Consider the following 18,986-nt stretch of genomic DNA (forward strand, 5'->3'; position numbering starts at 1 on the left):
GTGAGTGGGGGTTGCTCGCGCAGTTCCCCGCGCCCCTCACGCGAGCTAGGTCAGGGACCACCCGCTGAACTCGACCAACCCCCGCGTCCCGTTCCCCCCATTCGTCGCGCTCATGAACAACCCCACGTCCTGCCCCGCACTCGCCGCCCCCGGCACGGTCACCGTGGCCACCACCCGCCAGGTCACGCCTTCGTCGGTGGAGCACTCACCCGTGTACGAACCCGTGCCGGTCCGGCTCAACCGCAACAGCACCGGCGCCTTGACCCCGGTGATCCGCCGATACGTGTCGAGCGTCCCGTCCCCCGTGCTGTCGTAGGACAACACGACCCCGTTGGCCGGAGTGACCGCCAGATTCAGAAACCCCGCCGACCCGGCCCCACCGAGGCTGTTCCGCACCACGATCCCGGCCCGGGCCCAGTTCCCGGTCGCCGCCTGGGAGTCGACCCGGAGCGTGACGGACGTACCGTCCCGAAGCGCCCCCGCCCGATAGAGCGTGCCGAACTCCGCCGTACCCCGCCACAGATCCGCCCCGCCACCATCGATCGCGAACCGGTCCTCCAGCTGCCCGAAGACGGCCCCGGTGTTGGTGTACGTGTTCCACCCCGAACCCACCGGCCCCGCCTCGAACAGCGTTCCGTCGATGCGCCCCTCGACCCGGTCCTCGCCGCGCGGACCGTACTGGACGGTGATCGTGTAGGGGAGCGGCCGCAGCGGACGGTCCAGCGGCGCGTCCGGCGCGTCCGCGCGCCAGCGCACCGTCCCCGACCCGGCCGCCGGAACGCTCGGCAACGATGTCGGCCCCTCCGGCTCGGCCGTCCCGTCGAAGCCGCCGAGGGCGAAGTCCACCTGCCCGGTGGCCAGCAGCCCGTTGACATTGCGGAAGACCGCCGACAGCCGCCCACTCCCGCCGGGCGGCAGCACCGGCGGCTCCGCGGTGACGGTCAGGGTCCCCTGGTACGGCGCCCGCGCCAGCACGTCACGCACCCGCGCCGCCGTCCGGTACGCGTCGCCCACCGGCCGCAGCGGGTAGTCCGCGCGCTCCCGTGTCCATGGCTCCTCGAACGCGAACCAGTCCACGGCCGCCGGAGCGGTCCCCGTGGCGAGCGCGTCCTCCAGGGTGTCGAGCCACTTCTGCCAGCGCGGGACGTAGAAGTCGGCCATGAGGCCGTTCCACTCCCGGTTGCCGTACTCGTGGAGATCACCCGTGTCGGAGGTGGCCCGCCCGCCCCACACCGTGATCAGGACCTTCGCCGTCCGCTCGAACTCCGCCCGCTCGGCGTCGTCCGTCGCCATCAGCCGCGCGTCGTTCACCCACGGGCCCAGCAGGAACGCCGTGTTCGTACCCGTGACCTCGTCCGACAGCCGCATCAGCCGCAGCCAGAGAGTGGACAGGGCACGGAACGTGTCGAGGTCCTTGCGCCGGTAGGCCGCCCGCAGCTGCGGCAGGTACTGGCGGCTGCGGTGCGCGAGCGCCTGCCGCGCCACATCCACCACGTCGTACCGGTACGCCGGATTGCCGCGCAGCCCACCCGCCACGCCCAGCAGCCCGGCGAGGGCCGCGTCGAAACGGCCGGGGTCGTACGTCAGCGTCCTCGGCGCGTACTCGGCGGCGCGGTCGGCGGCGAGGTCGGGGCGGGCGCAGAAGAGGGAGTCGTGCGGGTCGCTGCGCTCCACGGCCCGCTGCTGGTACGCGGTGTCGTGCAGCGCCCGCCAGGCCCCGCGGGCGAAGTCGTCGCGGCCGCCGTACCGGAAGTCGGCGTACGAGGAGAACCAGACGGCCCGGTCGATCTTCCCCGGTGTCCAGGCCAGTTCGGAGAAGAGCTCGAAGGCCGCCGGGTCGCGGTCGGTGGCCTCCGGCATGAACGCCGTACCGACCAGCGCGCTGTCCGCCTTGTCCCGCCAGGCGAAGAACTTGTCGTTCCAGAGGTGGGCACGGGCCCCGATGGTCGTACGGCCGCCGAAGTTGGGGATCGTGCCGAAGCAGTACGGGGTGCCGCCCCAGTCGCGTTCGCGGTCGGTGACACTGGCGTAGCGGTCGGAGACACCGTCGACGATCAGCATCTTCGACCTGTCGATGGCGTCCAGCAGTTCGGGCAGCGGGTTCTCCTGCCAGCCGAGGATCACCCAGGTGGCGCCCGGGTGCGCCTTCTGCAGGGCACGCTCCACGCCCTGGGCCGCGTCCGGGACGGGCACGTCACCCGCCGTGCCGCCCTCGTGCAGGAGGTCCATCTTGAAGTGGGCCGCCTCGCCGAACACGTCCTTCACATGGCCGTAGAAGGAGGCGGCGACGCGGGCGAAGGAGTCGGTGCGCGGATCCAGCCAGTCGGGGCGTTCGAAGCCGTGCCAGATGCCCTGCGGGACGATGTGCGCGTCACCGCCGTTGCGCTCCACGAACTCCTTGGGGACGTGCCCGTAGTAGCCGGGGAGCACGGGGGACATGCCCAGCTCCCGCAGGCGGTCGGTGATGCGCCGGCCCAGCGCGGCCCGGCGGGCGATCAGCTCGGGGGAGAGGGGGCCGCCGTAGCCGGACAGGTTCTGCAGCAGCCACCAGGGCTGGTGCGAGGGGGCGGGCAGCCACGCCCGGGACTCCTCGTCGGAGTACCCGAAGTCCTTCAGCAGCCGGTGGTAGACGGCCTCCATACCCGCGATGACCAGCACCTCGTTGCAGCCGTGGGCCGCCAGGAGATCGATCTGGTGCTCCCAGTACGACCAGTCCGCGTACGGGGCGGTGTACCCGTCGTTGGTGTCGTTGAGGGCGAAGCGGTGGGGGAGGGCGGTGGATCTCTCCAGGGGGCGGGCGGGCGCGGGGAGGCGGCTCGGGAGGTCCAGCTGGCTGCCGTTCCAGGCAAGGTGGGCCCCGCAGACGTACTTGAGGTACCAGTGCACGCCCATGAGCAGAGTGGCCGGTGTGGTGGCCTGGACCTGGATGCGTCCGATGGTGCCTGTGACACGGAACCGGTCGACGGTGCCGCTCCGGTCGAGCAGACTGAGCCGGAACTGTCCGGCATGACCGGGCAGCAGCCGATTGAGCGCGGACCGCGCGGGAGCCGTATCGAAGGCGGGGCCCTCGTCGGGGCTCTCTGCGGCGTGGGCCGGGACCGACCATCGCAGGTGGGTTCCGAGGCCGATGACACCGGCCGAGCCCAGCACCGTGCGTCGCGACGGACTGTTCATGTCTGTGTGCCCCCTGTGTCGACAGTGGCGGCACGCTAACGGGGCGATCGTCCGTGAACAACGGTGTGCACGGAGCTGGCGCGTTCATGTCGCCTGAACGGACCCGGAGGTACGGATGAGTTTGACGAGGAAGAGGCTTGCGGGCAGCGCTGCCGGAGCGGTCGCCGCCCTGCTGGTGCTGACCGGCTGCGGAGCGGCCGACGACGCCGAGGCCGCGGTCCCCAAGACGGCGTCCGGGACGCTGGAGCACATCGCGGGCGAGGTGGGCTGCAAGCCGGACATGCAGACGGACGCGGACACCATCCGCCAGGCCCTCTGCACGAACAAGGACGGCGACTTCGACGGCAAGTTCGTCCTCGCGACCTTCGCCACCGACCGCGGCCAGGCGGAGTGGCTCTCCGGCGCCAAGGACTACGGCGGCTACTACCTCGTCGGCCGCAAGTGGGTCGCCGTCGGCGAGAAGAAGACGGTCAACGGACTGCAGGGAACGCTCGGCGGGGACCTGCAGGAGGGGTCCGAGCACATGAACCCCGGTGGCAGCCACAACAGCCACAGCGGCTGACCGCGCGAGACGCGGTCAGCGGCGCGGACGCGGTCCGGGCAAGACGAAGCCGGCGGTGGGAGATCCCACCGCCGGCTTCTTCAGTGGCTCAGAAGCGCTTCGGTACTACTTGCAGTTCTGGCCGCCGTTGATGCACTGGACCATCTTGTTCATCGCGTCCTGGCTGAAGAAGTTGATGAAGTCGTTGTGGTCGGTGATCGGCTTGTGCAGGTTCTCCGGGAAGGAGTCGACCGCGAAGGGCTTCACGACCTGTCCGTTCTGGATCTGCGGGGCCGGCACGTTGTAGACCAGTCGGACCTGGAGCTGGGGAATGGCCTGGAAGCCGTTCGAGCAGCTGCCGTTCGCCTCGACGAAGTCCACGTGCGTGCGGTGGTTGGCGCTGTCGATGTTCTGACCGTCCCAGCAGCTCTGGAAGAAGGTCGTCCGCACCACGGAGCTGCCCTGCGGGCAGATCGGGTACTTGTCCGTCAGCTGACGGTCCTCGAAGCCGGTGCAGCTCCAGTTCGTGTTCGCGTTGTTCAGGCCGTTCACGAAGGCCTTCGCGTCACCGGTGATGATGCGCAGGGCCGTCGGCATCGCGACGACGTTGGCCGTCTTGTTGCCGACGAACTTCAGCTGGGCCTGGCTCGGCTCGACGATCTTGCCGACGTTCTTGTCCACGCCACCGCCGGGGGCGTTGGCGTCGATGTCGTTGGAACCGTCCTGGATACGGATCACCGGCCAGAAGTACGACGACTTGTCGCCCTGGTTCTGGCAGGAGGTCTGCGCGTTGGCCAGGTCCTGGTCGCTCGCGAAGGCGTTGTTGCTCTGGTTGCCGACGTAGTCGTGCTGGTGCTGGGCACCGTTGCTGACACCGGGAGCGACGATCACGTTGTCCGAGTTGCGAAGCTCGTTCTTGTTGACGCCACAGCTCGTGGTGAACGTGCCCTTGGAACCGCCGTTGCCGTTCGCGGCGAGACCGTTTCCGTTCACGCCCTTCGGGCCGCCGTTCGGCTGGACCTGGGTGATGTCCTGGAAGTCACCCGCGACCGGGCCGTTGCCGCCCTGGCCGTTGGCGGCCTGACCCTGACCCTGGCCGCCCTGGTTGCCGCCTTGGTTCTGACCCTGGCCGCCCTGGTTCTGACCCTGGCCGCCCTGGTTGCCGCCCTGGTTCTGGCCCTGGCCGCCCTGGTTCTGACCCTGGCCCCCGCCGGCGTTGGTCTGAGCCTGGTCGCCCTTGCCCTGGCAGGCGGCGAGCTGGGCCATGCCCTGCGGAGCCTGGCCGCCCACGCGCCGGATGTTGATGCCGATCCGGTCGATGGTGGCGGTCCGCTTGGACTTCAGCGGGCCGAGGATGGCGTTGTTGACGAAGTTGGCGTCGCCCGCCTGGGCCTGGCGCGTGTCAGCCAGGCGCTTGTACGCCTCGGTGATCTGCCGGTCCAGCAGCGCCAGCTCCTTGGCGACCCCCGCACGCGCCTTGGTGGGTACGTTCGTCAGTTTCTGGCCGACGTCCGGGCAGGCGATGGTGGCCACCTGCGCGGCGGCCAGTGTGCTGTTCTGCTTCGACTTCGACTCGCCCGCTGAGGCGTAGAAGTTCGCCCAGACCAGGCCGCCGCCCGCGACCGCGAGCGCCGCGGATGCGGCAATGGCCCGAACGGCCAGCGGCGAACGTCGTTTGCGTGTGTTGCGTCCCATGGAACTCCTCTGACTTCCTTGCGGGGCTATCGAGGCGCCCGACAGGAGTGAAGCGGCTCCATCGAATACGAAGTAAGTCCCAGGAGTGTTCAGGCGACTCAGAAATTGATGAGAGATTCGTGGGACAAACTGGTTTCAACGCCCCGGCAGACACCAGGAGTTGCCACCCCCCTACGGCGTGTGCGCGGTGGCGGCCCCTGGTGGGGTCCGTGAAGGGGTGTTTCGGCGGCCCTGGCCAAGATACGCGAGAACCGCCGCCCGCATGCCGATTTGTCTGCTAGGCGCCCAGCACCTTCGCCTCCACCGACGCGTCCAGTCCCACCGCCGGGCGGTCCGGTCGTCGCGGCGCGACCCCGCCGAGCCCCGTCAGCCACTCCCAGGTGTCCCGTACGGTCTCCTCCACGCCCCGGCAGCGCAGCCCGTCCCGTACGGCCCGTGACACGTCCGCCCTGTGCAGCGCGTCGTGCAGGTCGCTCCCCTCGGGCACCCATACCGGCAGCTGCGTCCACGGCTCGATCCCGGCGTCGAGGATCGGCTCCGGCGCGGTCCAGCGGAGTTCGGCGGCCCCGCCGGTCACCCGCACACAAGCGTCGAGCAGTTCGCTCATGGTGGTCGTGCCCGTGGGGCTGATCAGGTTGTAGGCGCCGCTCAGCCTCTGGTCCGCGGCGCCGAGAATCCAGGCGGCGAGATCGCGGACGTCGACGTACTGGAGGGGGAGGTCCCGGGGGCCCGGCGCCAGGACCGGTCCGCCCCGGGCGACACGGGTGAGCCACCAGGGCAGCCGGCCGATGTTCTCGTACGGTCCGAGGATCAGCCCGCTGCGCACGAGGAGCGAGCGGTCGGCGCCGAACGCCTCGACCGCGGCGAGCTCCCCGCCCCGCTTGTCGCGGGCGTAGTCCGTCCCGTCGGCCTCGGCCGACGCACCGTCCACCAGGGGTGCCCGCTCGTCGTATCCGGCGGCCGGGGGCCAGGCGTACACCGAGCAACTCGACACGTACACATACCGTTCGGCCACGCCGGACAGCAGCCGCGCGGTGTCCCGAACGGCTCGCGGCGCCGCCGACCAGGTGTCGACGACGACGTCCCACCCGCCCCCGCCGGAAGCGGAGCCGGCGGTGGAGGCGTCGACGAGCGCCGCGAGCCCGTCCGGTGCGGTGCGGTCGCCCAGCAGCGACCGCACCCCGGCCGGAGGTGCGTGCCGCCCCCGGTGGAAGACGGTCACCTCCCAGCCACGGGCCAGCGCCGACTCCACGACGGCGCGGCCCACGAACTCCGTACCACCCAGCATCAGAAGTCTCATACCGCCGACTCTGCCCGCCGGGCGGCCGGTACGGAACGGAAATCTGCTCTCAGGAGATCCGGCCTGAGAAGCTCCGGCCTGAGAAGCTCCGGCTTCGGAGGATCTGCCGGGCCGGAGTGAGCGGACCTGCCGTCAACGGCTCAGCGGGGGCGTGTACTTGTACCCGACCCGCCGTACCGTCTGGATCGCCTGGCGGAACTCCGCGCCCAACTTGCGGCGCAGCCGGGCGATGTGGACGTCGACCGTCCGCCCGTCGCCCACATGCCCGTAGCCCCACACCGTGGTGACCAACTGGTCGCGGGTGTGCACCCGGTTCGGATGGGCGACGAGATGGGCGAGGAGTTCGAACTCCAGATAGGTGAGGTCGAGCGGCCGCCCCCCGACCTGTGCCGTGCGCTGCACGGTGTCGACGCGGACCAGCTCGTCCCCGACCTCGACGGAACCGGCACCGGGGCCGACGTGGTCGGCGGGCCTCTCGTCCGCGACCGCGAACGGCAGCACCGACGGCTGCTGGTCGGCCGGCATCAGCACCAGGTAGCCGACCATCGGCGGTCGGCCCGGCAGCGTGGGCAGGGTGTGCTGGGGAGCGGGCAGCCACGTCGCGCCCGGCGGCAGGAAGTCCGTGATGTCCACGACCTCGTCCCGGCCCACGGCACGCAGCCGGTGCCGGGGGGAGACGCTGGTTGAGGGGACGGCGACGGGGGCCGGGCCCGACGCGGAGGTCAGCGGGGTGGCGGTCGACAAAGAACGGGTGTTCGCCATGAGAGGTCAGCTCTTTCGCGCGAGAGGTTCGTCCGGGAGACCTCGGCGGCCGAGTTCGTGATCGGCCCCGCCGAGGGACGTACGTCGTTCCGCGCCGACCGAAGGCCGGGGTGTACGGCTTTAGAGGGCCGGCGCGTTCATCGCGCGGCAACACACCCGGTCGAAGTCGTGGTGCTGACGGGAAGGCCAGAAGGGCTCGAGGTCGTGACGACCCGTCGCGCGTCGGTTCTGGAAGCTGGCCATGGCTCCATTGAAGCAGACACACGCCCGCTGCAGGAGCCTCCTCTCACTGCTTGGACGCTTCTTTGACATGACAGGGGCGTGTCGTGACCTCATCCGACCAGGCGTTTCCGCCAGTCCAGCGGGGTGACGGTGATGGCCTTGGTGGGATCACCGTCCCACTGCGTGGACAGTCCCTCCATCGCGAGCGCCGCGACGACCTGCTGCCCGACCGCCGTCGTGGTCTCGGCGTCGTCGTCGAACCCGCCGTACAGCAGCATCAGTCCGGACCCGGCGGCGGCGCTCTCCGTGCACTGCGAGTGGAAGAACACGAAACCCCGGGCGTCCGGCGCGCCTTCGGCGCCTATCTCGGTGGTGCCGCAGTTGCGGCAGCAGGTGAAGTTCTCCCGGGCGGTGATGCCGTGCGCCGCCCCGAGTGTCTCGAAGGCGCGGGTGATCCGCTCGGGGTCGGTGACCCCGTCCCAGGTCTCCTGCTCGGCGAGCCGCTCCACCCAGAGCCGGTCGACGAGCTGCCGGGCCTGCGCGCGGGAGACGGGCCGCGTGTCGCCGTCGACCAGATCCTCCTCGGCGGCCTCGCTCAGCCGCGCACGGTTGTCGTAACCGCAGCGCAGCAGCTCCCGCACCCGCTCCTCGACGTGCTCCCGTACGTCGTCCGGGAGTTCCGGCACCTCCTCGGGGGCGTCGTGGTCCAGCGGAGTCCAGTCGATCCCGGTCTCCCAGCCCGGCGTCCGCCGCGCCCAGCCCGTCATGGCCTCGGCGACCCGCTCCGGGTCGGTGAGGACCGCCCCGAAGAACCGGTCGCGGTCCTCCCGGTGCTCCAGTTGGTACTCGCCGCCGGTGCCGTCGTCGGTCTGTTCGTGCCAGACCTGGATGAAGACGTCCGGGACGTCCGGTATCCGCTGCACGACCAGGAAACGGTCGCCCTTGTCCCCGATCCGGCACACCAGCTCGCGCAGCCGCTCGGCCGGGATCCGGGCGTGCTTCTCCCAGTTCTCCGTCTCGACCTTGATGGCGAGTTCGCTCGTGTCGCTCGGGCCGTCGCCCCCGTGGATCTTCATGCCTCCACCATGGCACGCCCCACCGACAACGCCGGAGGGCGCCCACCGGATCGGTGGACGCCCTCTCGGGAACTCGGACCGACAGGCCCGGAAAGGCCCGTACGGATCAGACCTGGCCGGCCTTGTCGAGCGCGGTGCAGCAGGTGTCGACGATCAGCCGCGTCACGACGTACGGGTCGACGTTGGCGTTCGGGCGACGGTCCTCGATGTAGCCCTTGCCGTCCTTCTCGACCTGCCACGGGATACGGACCGAGGCGCCACGGTTGGAGACACCGTAGGAGTACTCGTTCCACGGGGCGGTCTCGTGCAGACCGGTCAGGCGGTCGTCGATGCCGGCGCCGTAGTGCTTGACGTGGTCGAGCGGCTTCGAGCCCTCGCCCAGCGACTCGCACGCGGTGATGATCGCGTCGTAGCCCTCGCGCATCGCCTTCGTGGAGAAGTTGGTGTGTGCGCCCGCGCCGTTCCAGTCACCCTTGGCCGGCTTGGGGTCGAGGGTGGCGGCGACGTCGTAGTCCTCGGCGGTGCGGTAGAGCAGCCAGCGGGCCACCCACAGGTGGTCGGAGACCTCCAGCGGGGAGACCGGGCCGACCTGGAACTCCCACTGGCCGGGCATGACCTCGGCGTTGATGCCGGAGATGGCGAGACCGGCCTCCAGGCAGTTCTCCAGGTGGGCCTCGACGATGTCACGGCCGAAGATCTCGTCGGCGCCGACGCCGCAGTAGTAGCCGCCCTGGGGGGCCGGGAAGCCGCCCTTGGGGAAGCCGAGCGGGGAGCCGTCCTGGAAGAAGGTGTACTCCTGCTCGATGCCGAAGATCGGCTCTTGGCCGGCGAACTTCTCGGCGACCTCGCGCAGCGCCGCACGGGTGTTGGACTCGTGCGGCGTCATGTCGATGTTGAGGACCTCGCAGAGCACGAGGATGTCGTCGCCGCCGCGGATCGGGTCCGGGCAGGAGAAGACCGGCTGGAGCACGCGGTCCGAGGAGTGCCCCTCGGCCTGGTTGGTGGAGGACCCGTCGAAGCCCCAGATCGCAAGTTCGGCACCCTTGGCGTCGTCGGCCAGGATCTTCGTCTTGGAACGGAGCTTGGCCGTCGGCTCGGTGCCGTCGATCCAGATGTACTCAGCCTTGAAGGTCACGGGCCTCATCCTTCGGGGGTGTGTCACTAGGCGCATGTGCGGGTGCTGCGGCGCTGCGGCACTGAAACGCCGCGCTGATGCCGGGCAGCCTGTCAACGCGCGATTTCCCGGTCGTTGCTCGAATGTGAACCCCGTGTTACCTGGGGTCGCTGTGGCGCGACTCACGTCCTGGTGGACGCGCTGGTCGGACGGCGACATGAGGCCGGCCACCGCTCCGCGCGGTGGCCGGCCTCCCTGGACGACGGTCGTCTGCTCGTCACCTCACCGTTACGAGCAGGCCCGCTTCGTACCTTGACGCGCCGCCGTCCAGGCCGGCGTCACCCCACCTTCTCGATCAGCGCGCGGCGGATCAGGAACTTGCCGGGTTCCCGGACCTGCTCGAAGGCGGAGTCGTTCAGCAGGACACAACTGCCGGAGACCGAGGTGACCTCGACGGTCGTGGACTTGTTGTTGTCCAGGTTGGTCACCCGCAGCTTCGTACCGGCCGGGAACTCGTTGCTGGACGCGGCAGGGGCGCCGTCCTCGCCGGAGAGGGTGACGGTGGAGCCGTCGCAGACCTGCTCACCGGCCCCTGCGTTCCCCGTGTCCCCGGCGCCGCCCGCGTTTCCGGCACCCGCGTTCCCCGCGGCCTCGTCGCCCTGGGGGTCCTGAGCCGACCCCCCGGTCTCCGTGGCCGGCGCGGACGGCTGTGCGGACTGTGCGGCCTGGGAGTCCTGAGCCGACTCCCCGACCACGCAGTCCGACGCGCCCTGCTGGACCTCGATCTGGGCGATGACCGCCTCGCGGTTGGCGATCCGGGCCGCCGACTGGGCGTCGGGCCTCGCCCTCTGGTCCGCGATGAACCGCTCGTTGTTGCCGAGCGCGGTGGCCAGCCCCTGACAGACGCTGGACTCCGCAGCGGACTGCGCCGCGTTCGACGTGGCCGCCATGGCGAAGGCCCCGCCTCCCGCCACCGCCGCCGCGGTCACGAACAATGCGACCTTCTTCTTCGTGCTGAGCGTTCTCCTACGCGACATGCGCGCCTCCTGTTCCCGGCGTGCCTTCGGATCGGCCACCGGATCGGACGAGTACGCCGCTACGTACGAGATGTCGAACGAAGCTGCTCAACGGTCACAGCGAACTCTCAAGCAACCCACGTCATACGAAGCTTGGGGCACGACCGTCCGAACCACCCGCTACCTGGACAGAGCGTCCCGCACCGCCTCGTCCGTGCGGGCCACCACCGCCGTGCCGTCCTGTGCGGTGATGATCGGCCGCTGGATGAGCTTCGGGTGCTCGGCGAGCGCCTTGATCCACCGGTCGCGCGCATCGGCGTCCCGCGCCCACTCCTTGAGGCCCAGGTCCTTGGCGGCGGCCTCCTGGGTGCGGGTGATGTCCCACGGTTCGAGCCCGAGCCGGTCCAGTACGGCGCGGATCTCGTCCTCGCTCGGGACGTCCTCCAGGTAGCGGCGGACGGTGTAGTCGGCGCCCTCGGCGTCGAGCAGGCTGAGGGCGCTGCGGCACTTGGAACAGGCCGGATTGATCCAGATCTCCATGCCGCCCACCGTAGCCAACCGGGCGCGAAAACCCGTGTTCCACCTCTGTCACAGGACCCCTCAGGAGCCTTCTGGCCAGGGGCGATTGTCAGTGGGGAGTAGTAAAATAGAAGCAGTGTTCGAGGGTTGTCGACGGGGGATTCCGTCGATGCCCAGACCGCGACAGGAGGATGTCCGTGCCCGCTGCCGCACTGAAGTCGAAGCCGTTGCCCACCCAGTCCACCGTCCAGCATCCCGTCCTGCTCGACCTGCCCTACGCGCCGGTGGTGAAGCACACGCTGCCGCCGGGCCGTCCGCGTGATTGGTACGTCACCCACAACCGGCGTCTGAAGGCCATGCGCCTCGCGATCGCCCTGCTCGACTCCGGGGTCCATGTGCCGAACCAGGCACGCAACGAGACGATCCGGAGCACGGCGGAGGTCATCGGTGTGCACCCGCCGTCGGACACCACGTGCCACATGGTGCGGGCGCTGATGCGTTACAGCCGCTGATGCGGCACGGCCGCTGACGCCGGCCGACGGATTTTCCGGTGCCGTCCACTCCGCGGGGGGTGGGCGGCACCGGCGTGTTGGGGGGAGTGGGGGAGGGGAGGGCGATCTCCGGCCGCCAGGGTTGGCCGGAGATCGCTCTAGCCCTGCCCGCCCGGGGTCCATACGATGCGGTCGCCCCTCGGTCTTCACGGCTGCTTCACAGACTGCGGGGTCCACGTGCATGCCTATTGACATGTGCATGACTCTGATCGGAGAACCCCCCATGGTTCGTGGTCTCCTCCTGGGCGGCGCCGTAGCCGCCCTGTTCGCCAGTGCGCTTCCCGCGCAGGCCGAGTCCCCCTTCGAGGACCCGCCCCCGGACAAGATCGTCATCAAGGTCGCCACGGTGAACGGCTCCGGCTGTCCCCAGGGCACGGCCGCGGTCGCCGTCTCACCGGACAACACCGCGTTCACGGTGACCTACAGCGACTACCTCGCACAGGTCGGCGGCGGCGCCCCGTCCACCGCGTTCCGCAAGAACTGCCAGCTCAACCTGATCGTCCATGTGCCAGGCGGCTTCACCTACGCCATCGCCAGCGTCGACTACCGAGGCTTCGCCTCGCTGCAGCGCGGCGCGAGCGGCACGGAGAAGGCCTCGTACTACTTCCAGGGCTCCCCGGACACGGCCTCCAGAACCCACGCGTTCAACGGTCCCTACGAGGACAACTGGCAGACCACGGACGAGACCGACTGGGCCCAACTGGTGTGGGCGCCCTGTGGAGTCGAGCGCAACTTCAACATCAACACCGAGCTGCGGGTCAACCGGGGGTCGTCGCCGGCCAGCACCACGAGCTTCATGACCATGGACTCGACGGACGGTGACATCAGCACGATCTATCACTTGGCGTGGAAGGAGTGCCCCACCGGGTGAGCCGGTTGCCGGGTGCCCCGTGGTTCTCGGGCACCCGGCGCTTGTACCGACCCCACCGGGGGCTGCGCCCCCAGGCCCCCTCGGCGGGTTGTGCGTCCGCGCGCCGGTGGGGGCCGGCCGCGCAGTTCCCCGCGTCCCTGAAAGACCAGGGCGGGCGGGCCTGAAAGACCAGGGTTGGCGCCTGAAAGAGCGGGCTCTGCGGGGCCTCGGAAGGCGATGGCCCTGCGGGGCTGAAAGACGACGGCTCTGCGGGGGACTGAAAGACGACGGCTCTGCGGGGCTGGAAGCGACGGCTCGGCCGGCGGGTCGAAAAGCACGGGGCGCAGCCCCTGCTTTTCAGGGGCGCGGGGAACTGCGTGAGCAACCACGAACCACCCGCGCACGCCACACAACGGATCCCCGCCGCTCTTCCGCGAAAATCACGCCAACTCCCTCTCCAACGGCGTCCGGAAACGCGGCGTGACTCTCGTGGAACCCACCCACTCCCGAAGCCGCACCGCCTCCACACGGATCGCCTCCTCGGCCTCCCGCCCCACCCCTCCCGTGTCCAGCAACCGCCAGACGATCTCCCCGTCGGCCCGCTGGGCCCACCCGCCGATCACCCGGCCGTTCCACCACACCGTCGGGCCCACATTGCCGCTGTAGTCGAAGAGGGCGGGCCGGAGTTCGGGGGCGAGATACCAGTCGCGTTGCTGCCAGCCCATGGCTGTCGGGTCGAGGGCGGGAAGGAGAGCGGCCCAGGGCTCGGAGGGGCCGGCGACCGGTGCCTCGTCGTCGGCGGTCACGAACCCCGTGCCCTCGTCCAGCGTCACGGCCCGCGCCCCGATCGCCGCCAGCGCCCGGCGGACCTCGGTGACACGCCACCCCGTCCACCACTTCAGGTCCGCCTCGGTCGCCGGGCCGCAGGCCGCCAGCCACCGGCCCAGCAGGGACGCCTGCGCCTCGGCCACGTCCAACTCGGGGTGCGCGGGGGCCAGGGCCCAGCGGAACTGGCTCGACGTCCAGGAGCCGAGCGGCCGTCCCCGGACGACTCTGCCCTCCACCCCCAGCACCTTCAGCAGCCGTGTCGAGACGGAGTGCGTCCCTTCGTAGCTCTTCCCGGCCGCGTACACGAACCGCTGCCGCAACCTCGGTTCGTCCTCGGCGAGTTCGGACGCGGTCGCCTGGCCGCGCCGGGCCAGCGCGGCCAGCGCCGACTCCTCGACCTCCTTCAGCCAGGCCGCGTCCGGGGCCCCGGCCGCCGCCATGGCCTTCAGCAACGCGGCCCGCTCCTTCGCGGCGACCGTGATGCCGGTCGAGGCGTGCACCACGGCGGTCAGCTCCGTGGGAAACACGAACACGGTGTGCCGCATGCCGTGCATGCGGACGAGCGTGCGGTCCGTGTACAGCGCCCGCTCGGTATCTGCCACGGTCCGCCCCGGATCGGCGAGCCGTGCGCCCACCGCGAGATGCACCGTCGCGGGATCGGAGCCGTGCAGCGCGACCAGCGCATCGGCCACCTCCTCCGGGCCCGCCACCCGCACAGATCCGGCCAATCGCTGCCGCAACCCCAACCGCGCCCGCCGCTCGGCCACCCCGACATACCGCCGCCCGTCACCCATGCCGCCCGCCTCCACTCATGCGCCGCGTCCGTTCGCAAAACCCTGTGGCCCCGTAGCCCCGTAGCCCCGTAGTCGGGGAGTCTTTTCGGCCCCCGGAAGCCCAGGCCCCCAAGCCCCAAGGCCCTCAAGCCTCGGAGCCCCACGACCCGAAGCCCTCCAAGTTTCGGCCCAAGGACACCTCGACCACGCCCTCGCTCCGGCTTCACCCTCCGCTACGCCGAACAGACCGTCAGGGAAACCACGCCGCCCTCGGCGCGGCGGTCGCGGCGGTCGCAGCGGTCGCGGCGGGCGTGGTGACGGCGACAGCGGACGTGTGAACCGCTCGCCTTCGCCGCCACCACCGGGTCCGTCGTCCCGCCCCTCGTCCCGCCCTGCTACGCGTACCGCTCCAACAGCGCGCCCACATAAGCCTCCAGCCGCGCCCCCAGCGTCTCCGGCGTCAGATCCGTCCGCCCCAGTTCCTGCCAGGGCGCCCCGAACTTCTCCGCGTCGGGCGCGTAGGCGAGCGCGTCCAGCAGCCGCCAGTACAAGTGGTCCTGATCCTGGGCCAGTCGACGCCCACCCCGTGCCTCATACCGTTCACGGAACCCGACCCCGTACTCCGCCCCGTACAACAACGCCAACGCGGTCGAGCAGTGGGCCACATCAAGATCCGCCGGCCCCCACGAGGTCTCCACCCAGTCCACGACCCCGCTGATCCGCAGGTCCCCACCTCCGCCCGTGCCGCCGTCCGTGCCCGTGAACAGGACGTTCCCCGGATGGAAGTCCCGGTGCAGGAAGCACCCTTCGTACGCCGGTGCCTCCCGTCGGATCACGTCCACGGCCCGCTCCCACAACGGCCCGCCGGGCGTGGTGACCCGCTCGGGCGAGGTCCAGGCCTGGTACGTGCGAGGCCGTTCCTCCGGTACGACCGCGTGGATCCGCGCGAGCTGCCCGGCGAGCAGATCCAGCCGCGCCTCCAGGTCCGCGTCCTCCTCGACCCGCACCGACCCCGGCAGTAGGGACATCAACAGCGAGGGATGACCGGTGAGTTCGGCGGTCGGGTCGACGGCGTACAGGCGTGGCACGGGGATGTCGTCGTACGGCGCGAGCAGCGTGAGTATCGCGGCCTCACGGTTCAGCAGCCCCGGAGCATGCAGTCGGAAGAACGGTTTCACGAACGACCGCAGGACGAGCCCCGTCCCGTCGTCGAGGGTCAGCCGGCGCATCCGCGAGGTCCAACCGCCGCGCAGATCCGTCCAGTTCCGTACGGTGCGGCCTTCCGGGAGTTGCTTGTCCACCCAGGTACGGGTCGCCGCCCACTCCTGATCGTCGAGTTCCATGGGGCCAGCATCTCCGATAAATGGGATGCCCCCGCTCCCGTCACCCGAGCATCCTGGACATGTGCGGTGGAGTCCCGGACACAGGGCTCACGCAGAACGGGCATCACTTTCCGGCCCCGGGGCTACTCTTCCACGCACAGTCATCACCCACGCCACGTTCCGAGGAGTCCCGTCATGGGCACCTTGATCCTTTCGGCGACCGCGGTTCTGGTCGTCATGGGTTTCTCCAACCAAGTCCTCTGGCTGGCCGCGGTCGCCCTGCTCTACCTGTACGTCCGCTACGGCCGCACGGGGGGAGGCTCGTCGACGGCGTCCTCGTCCGGACCTCCGGCGAGCGGCGGCCCGGCACCCGCCTCCTACCGCGCCTACCGCGATCGCCGTGACCAGCAGGCGAAGTGGGAGCGCCGCTACCGCCGCGAACGGCCTTCCGAGACCCGTCGGCAGGCCCGCGACAAGGGCGTCAAGTAGCGAAGGAAACCGGAGCGACGAGCCGACGAGCGAGCAGGCAGGGTGCCCCGGGGCGGTTCACAGCCGCGGGGCACCCCCGATCCGGGAACCACCGACTCGGCCCGGGTTCGATCCGCAGCCGGGCGGCACCGCGCCGCTGCCCCGTCCACCAGACGCGTACGCGCCCGGCGGCACCCTTCGGAGGAACCGTCCACGGTGGTGCGGCCGGGCATCCGCACGCAGTCATCCGCGATCGGTCCCAGGCGGGGCAGGGCTCAGTACGTCGACCGATAGTTGAGGTAGCCGATCAGCGCGATGAGTCCCGCCATGCATCCGAAGACGATCACCGTCGACACCCACGAGGACCGGCGCGGTCCGGCCCGGCCGGGGGCGGCGCGGAAGGGCTGAGGTGCGGGCGGGTTCTCCTTCCAACGCGCGGCGAGCATCCGGGCCCGGGCGGAGGGCTCCTTGTGCTCGGCGTTGTCCGCCCACCTGATGTCGAACTCGCGCTCGTCGTCGTCCTGTTCGGGCATCCCCGTGTCTCCCCGTTCTCTCTCGAACAGCCGTGCCAGAACCATACGACGGCGCCCCCGTCCCGAGAAACGGGGGCGGGGGCGCCGTCGAACGACTCAGCGGCCGATCGGAACCTCACGCGTGAAGCGCGGGCTCGCGGGCTCGATCACACGTCGAAGTACAGCTCGAACTCGTGCGGGTGCGGACGCAGCTGGATCGGCGCGATCTCGTTCGTGCGCTTGAAGTCGATCCACGTCTCAATCAGGTCCGGCGTGAACACGTCGCCCTGGAGGAGGAACTCGTGGTCGCGCTCGAGGGAGTCGAGGACCGCCGGGAGGGAGGTCGGGACCTGCGCCACGCTCGCGTGCTCCTCGGGAGCGAGCTCGTACAGGTCCTTGTCGATCGGCTCGGCCGGCTCGATCTTGTTCTTGATGCCGTCCAGGCCCGCCAGCAGCAGCGCGGAGAAGGCGAGGTAAGGGTTGCCGGAGGAGTCGGGCGCGCGGAACTCGACGCGCTTGGCCTTCGGGTTGGAGCCCGTGATCGGGATACGCATGGCCGCGGAGCGGTTGCGCTGCGAGTACACCAGGTTGATCGGCGCCTCGAAGCCCGGGACCAGACGGTGGTACGAGTTCACCGTCGGGTTGGTGAAGGCGAGCAGCGACGGCGCGTGCTTGAGGATGCCGCCGATGTAGTAGCGGGCCATGTCGGACAGACCCGCGTAACCGGCCTCGTCGTAGAACAACGGGGAACCGCCGGTCCACAGCGACTGGTGGACGTGCATGCCCGAGCCGTTGTCACCGAAGATCGGCTTCGGCATGAAGGTCGCGGTCTTGCCGTTGCGCCAGGCCACGTTCTTCACGATGTACTTGAAGAGCTGGAGGTCGTCGGCCGCGGCGAGCAGCGTGTTGAACTTGTAGTTGATCTCGGCCTGGCCGGCGGTGCCCACCTCGTGGTGCTGACGCTCGACCTGGAGGCCGGAGGCGGCCAGCTCCAGGGAGATCTCGGCACGCAGGTCGGCGAAGTGGTCGACCGGCGGGGTCGGGAAGTAACCGCCCTTGTAGCGGACCTTGTAACCACGGTTGTCCTCGACCGCACCGGTGTTCCAGGCGCCGGCCTCGGAGTCGATGTGGTAGAAGGACTCGTTCGCGCCGGTCGCGAAGCGCACGCTGTCGAAGACGTAGAACTCGGCCTCGGGACCGAAGTACGCGGTGTCCGCGATACCGGTCGACGCCAGGTACGCCTCGGCCTTCTTCGCCACGTTCCGCGGGTCACGGGAGTACTGCTCGCCCGTGATCGGGTCGTGGATGAAGAAGTTGATGTTGACCGTCTTGTCCTTGCGGAACGGGTCGACACGCGCGGTGGACAGGTCGGCGCGGAGCGCCATGTCGGACTCGTGGATGGCCTGGAAGCCGCGGATCGAGGAGCCGTCGAAGGCCAGTTCCTCGTCCGGGTCGAAGGCCGTCGCCGGCAGCGTGAAGTGCTGCATCACACCCGGCAGATCGCAGAAGCGGACGTCGACGAACTTGACGTCCTCGTCCGCGATGAACTTCTTGGCCTCGTCGGCGTTCTGGAACATCCAGCTCCTCCTACTCCCGACGTCACCTGCCGGGGTGGTAGTTCGTTCGTGCTGCCAGTGCGGTGGCACACGCTGTCGTCGACACTAGGGACGGGTGATTTCTCGTACGTGACCCATTTGTTTCGCACAAGTTAACCGGACATCCCGCCCCGCACCCCACCTGTCCACATGGCAAAACGGTCGCAGTACGGTGGGCGGGTGGACAAGAGGCAAGCACTCGGATCGTGGCTCTCCGGCCCCCGCGCGGCGGCGGAGGACGCCGGAGTCGACTTCGGATACAGGGGAGAGCAGCTCGGTCTCCCGGAGGAGGGGCCCGGCTCCATCGCCCGCCCCGGCCGCCGTCTCGGCGCCCTCGCCGTCGACTGGGGCCTCTGCCTCTTGATCGCATACGGCCTGATCACCGACGGCTACGACCAGGCCGCCAGCAACTGGGCCCTGCTCATCCTCTTCCTGCTGCACGCCCTCACCCTGGGCACGGTCGGCTTCACCCCGGGCAAGCGCCTCTTCGGCCTCCGCGTCGTCGCCCAGGACACCGGCACCGTGAACCCCTGGCGCGCCCTCCTCCGCACGGCCCTGCTGTGCCTCGCCATCCCCGCCCTGGTCTGGGACCGCGACGGCCGGGGCCTGCACGACCGGCTGGCGCGCACGGTGGAGGTGCGGATCTGACGCCGGTACGACGGCTGGTA

17 protein-coding genes are annotated in these 18,986 nt (G+C 70.1%); 5 read left to right on the forward strand and 12 right to left on the reverse strand.

All coding sequences use genetic code 11. The features are described from left to right. Nucleotides 1–45: 45 nt before the first annotated feature. Nucleotides 46–3,174, reverse strand: a complete 3,129-nt coding sequence (locus OG622_RS36065) for an alpha-N-acetylglucosaminidase (RefSeq protein WP_371580813.1) — start codon at nucleotides 3,172–3,174, stop codon at nucleotides 46–48. 115 nt (nucleotides 3,175–3,289) lie between these two features. On the opposite strand from OG622_RS36065, the gene OG622_RS36070 reads away from it, so the two are divergent. Beyond that, nucleotides 3,290–3,736: a hypothetical protein gene (locus OG622_RS36070; protein WP_371580814.1), complete on the forward strand. Its 447-nt coding sequence runs from the start codon at nucleotides 3,290–3,292 to the stop codon at nucleotides 3,734–3,736. Nucleotides 3,737–3,841: 105 nt separating this feature from the next. On the opposite strand, the gene OG622_RS36075 is transcribed toward OG622_RS36070, so the two are convergent. The 7 genes from OG622_RS36075 to OG622_RS36105 form a co-directional block, all read right to left on the reverse strand. After that, entirely contained in the window at nucleotides 3,842–5,410 is a 1,569-nt protein-coding gene (locus OG622_RS36075) for a DUF1996 domain-containing protein (RefSeq protein WP_371580815.1), read from the reverse strand. Between the two features lie 277 nt (nucleotides 5,411–5,687). Beyond that, complete coding sequence (locus tag OG622_RS36080) at nucleotides 5,688–6,710, reverse strand: NAD-dependent epimerase/dehydratase family protein (RefSeq protein ID WP_371580816.1); 1,023 nt, start codon at nucleotides 6,708–6,710, stop codon at nucleotides 5,688–5,690. 132 nt (nucleotides 6,711–6,842) lie between these two features. After that, nucleotides 6,843–7,472, reverse strand: a complete 630-nt coding sequence (locus OG622_RS36085) for a winged helix-turn-helix domain-containing protein (protein WP_371580817.1) — start codon at nucleotides 7,470–7,472, stop codon at nucleotides 6,843–6,845. A 332-nt stretch (nucleotides 7,473–7,804) separates the two neighbouring features. Further along, nucleotides 7,805–8,770 carry a hypothetical protein gene (locus OG622_RS36090; protein WP_371580818.1) on the reverse strand — a complete coding sequence of 322 codons (966 nt, stop codon included), beginning with the start codon at nucleotides 8,768–8,770 and terminating at the stop codon, nucleotides 7,805–7,807. A gap of 106 nt (nucleotides 8,771–8,876) precedes the next feature. Beyond that, on the reverse strand, nucleotides 8,877–9,905 hold the full coding sequence (gene glnII / locus OG622_RS36095; RefSeq protein WP_371580819.1) for a glutamine synthetase: 1,029 nt from the start codon (nucleotides 9,903–9,905) through the stop codon (nucleotides 8,877–8,879). Nucleotides 9,906–10,222: 317 nt separating this feature from the next. After that, on the reverse strand, nucleotides 10,223–10,921 hold the full coding sequence (locus OG622_RS36100; protein ID WP_371580820.1) for a hypothetical protein: 699 nt from the start codon (nucleotides 10,919–10,921) through the stop codon (nucleotides 10,223–10,225). A gap of 159 nt (nucleotides 10,922–11,080) precedes the next feature. Beyond that, nucleotides 11,081–11,440, reverse strand: coding sequence for an arsenate reductase family protein (locus OG622_RS36105; RefSeq protein ID WP_371580821.1), 360 nt, complete (start codon nucleotides 11,438–11,440; stop codon nucleotides 11,081–11,083). A 176-nt stretch (nucleotides 11,441–11,616) separates the two neighbouring features. Here OG622_RS36105 and OG622_RS36110 point away from each other — a divergent pair, with 176 nt between their 5' ends. Together OG622_RS36110 and OG622_RS36115 are read left to right on the forward strand one after the other, a co-directional pair. Beyond that, the gene (locus tag OG622_RS36110; protein WP_371580822.1) at nucleotides 11,617–11,931 is read left to right on the forward strand and encodes a hypothetical protein; all 315 of its coding nucleotides are present in this window, start codon (nucleotides 11,617–11,619) and stop codon (nucleotides 11,929–11,931) included. 262 nt (nucleotides 11,932–12,193) lie between these two features. Continuing rightward, complete coding sequence (locus OG622_RS36115) at nucleotides 12,194–12,841, forward strand: DUF4360 domain-containing protein (RefSeq protein ID WP_371580823.1); 648 nt, start codon at nucleotides 12,194–12,196, stop codon at nucleotides 12,839–12,841. Nucleotides 12,842–13,260: 419 nt separating this feature from the next. Here the strand turns inward: OG622_RS36115 and OG622_RS36120 are convergent, their stop codons facing one another. Continuing rightward, on the reverse strand, nucleotides 13,261–14,442 hold the full coding sequence (locus OG622_RS36120; protein WP_371580824.1) for a winged helix DNA-binding domain-containing protein: 1,182 nt from the start codon (nucleotides 14,440–14,442) through the stop codon (nucleotides 13,261–13,263). Nucleotides 14,443–14,816: 374 nt separating this feature from the next. Continuing rightward, entirely contained in the window at nucleotides 14,817–15,764 is a 948-nt protein-coding gene (locus tag OG622_RS36125; RefSeq protein WP_371580825.1) for a phosphotransferase family protein, read from the reverse strand. Between the two features lie 174 nt (nucleotides 15,765–15,938). Between OG622_RS36125 and OG622_RS36130 the strand changes: the two genes are divergently transcribed. Further along, complete coding sequence (locus OG622_RS36130; RefSeq protein WP_371580826.1) at nucleotides 15,939–16,232, forward strand: hypothetical protein; 294 nt, start codon at nucleotides 15,939–15,941, stop codon at nucleotides 16,230–16,232. Nucleotides 16,233–16,486: 254 nt separating this feature from the next. Here OG622_RS36130 and OG622_RS36135 read toward each other — a convergent pair whose 3' ends face one another. Together OG622_RS36135 and glnA are read right to left on the reverse strand one after the other, a co-directional pair. Then, the gene (locus tag OG622_RS36135; protein WP_371580827.1) at nucleotides 16,487–16,744 is read right to left on the reverse strand and encodes a hypothetical protein; all 258 of its coding nucleotides are present in this window, start codon (nucleotides 16,742–16,744) and stop codon (nucleotides 16,487–16,489) included. Between the two features lie 146 nt (nucleotides 16,745–16,890). Continuing rightward, nucleotides 16,891–18,300 (reverse strand): type I glutamate--ammonia ligase, encoded by a 1,410-nt coding sequence (gene glnA, locus OG622_RS36140; protein ID WP_371580828.1) that lies wholly within the window; start codon nucleotides 18,298–18,300, stop codon nucleotides 16,891–16,893. Nucleotides 18,301–18,498: 198 nt separating this feature from the next. Here glnA and OG622_RS36145 point away from each other — a divergent pair, with 198 nt between their 5' ends. Beyond that, nucleotides 18,499–18,966 carry an RDD family protein gene (locus OG622_RS36145; RefSeq protein WP_371580829.1) on the forward strand — a complete coding sequence of 156 codons (468 nt, stop codon included), beginning with the start codon at nucleotides 18,499–18,501 and terminating at the stop codon, nucleotides 18,964–18,966. Nucleotides 18,967–18,986 lie beyond the last annotated feature (20 nt).

Origin of the sequence: Streptomyces sp. NBC_01314, assembly GCF_041435215.1 — a bacterium.
Taxonomy (GTDB): Bacteria; Actinomycetota; Actinomycetes; order Streptomycetales; family Streptomycetaceae; genus Streptomyces.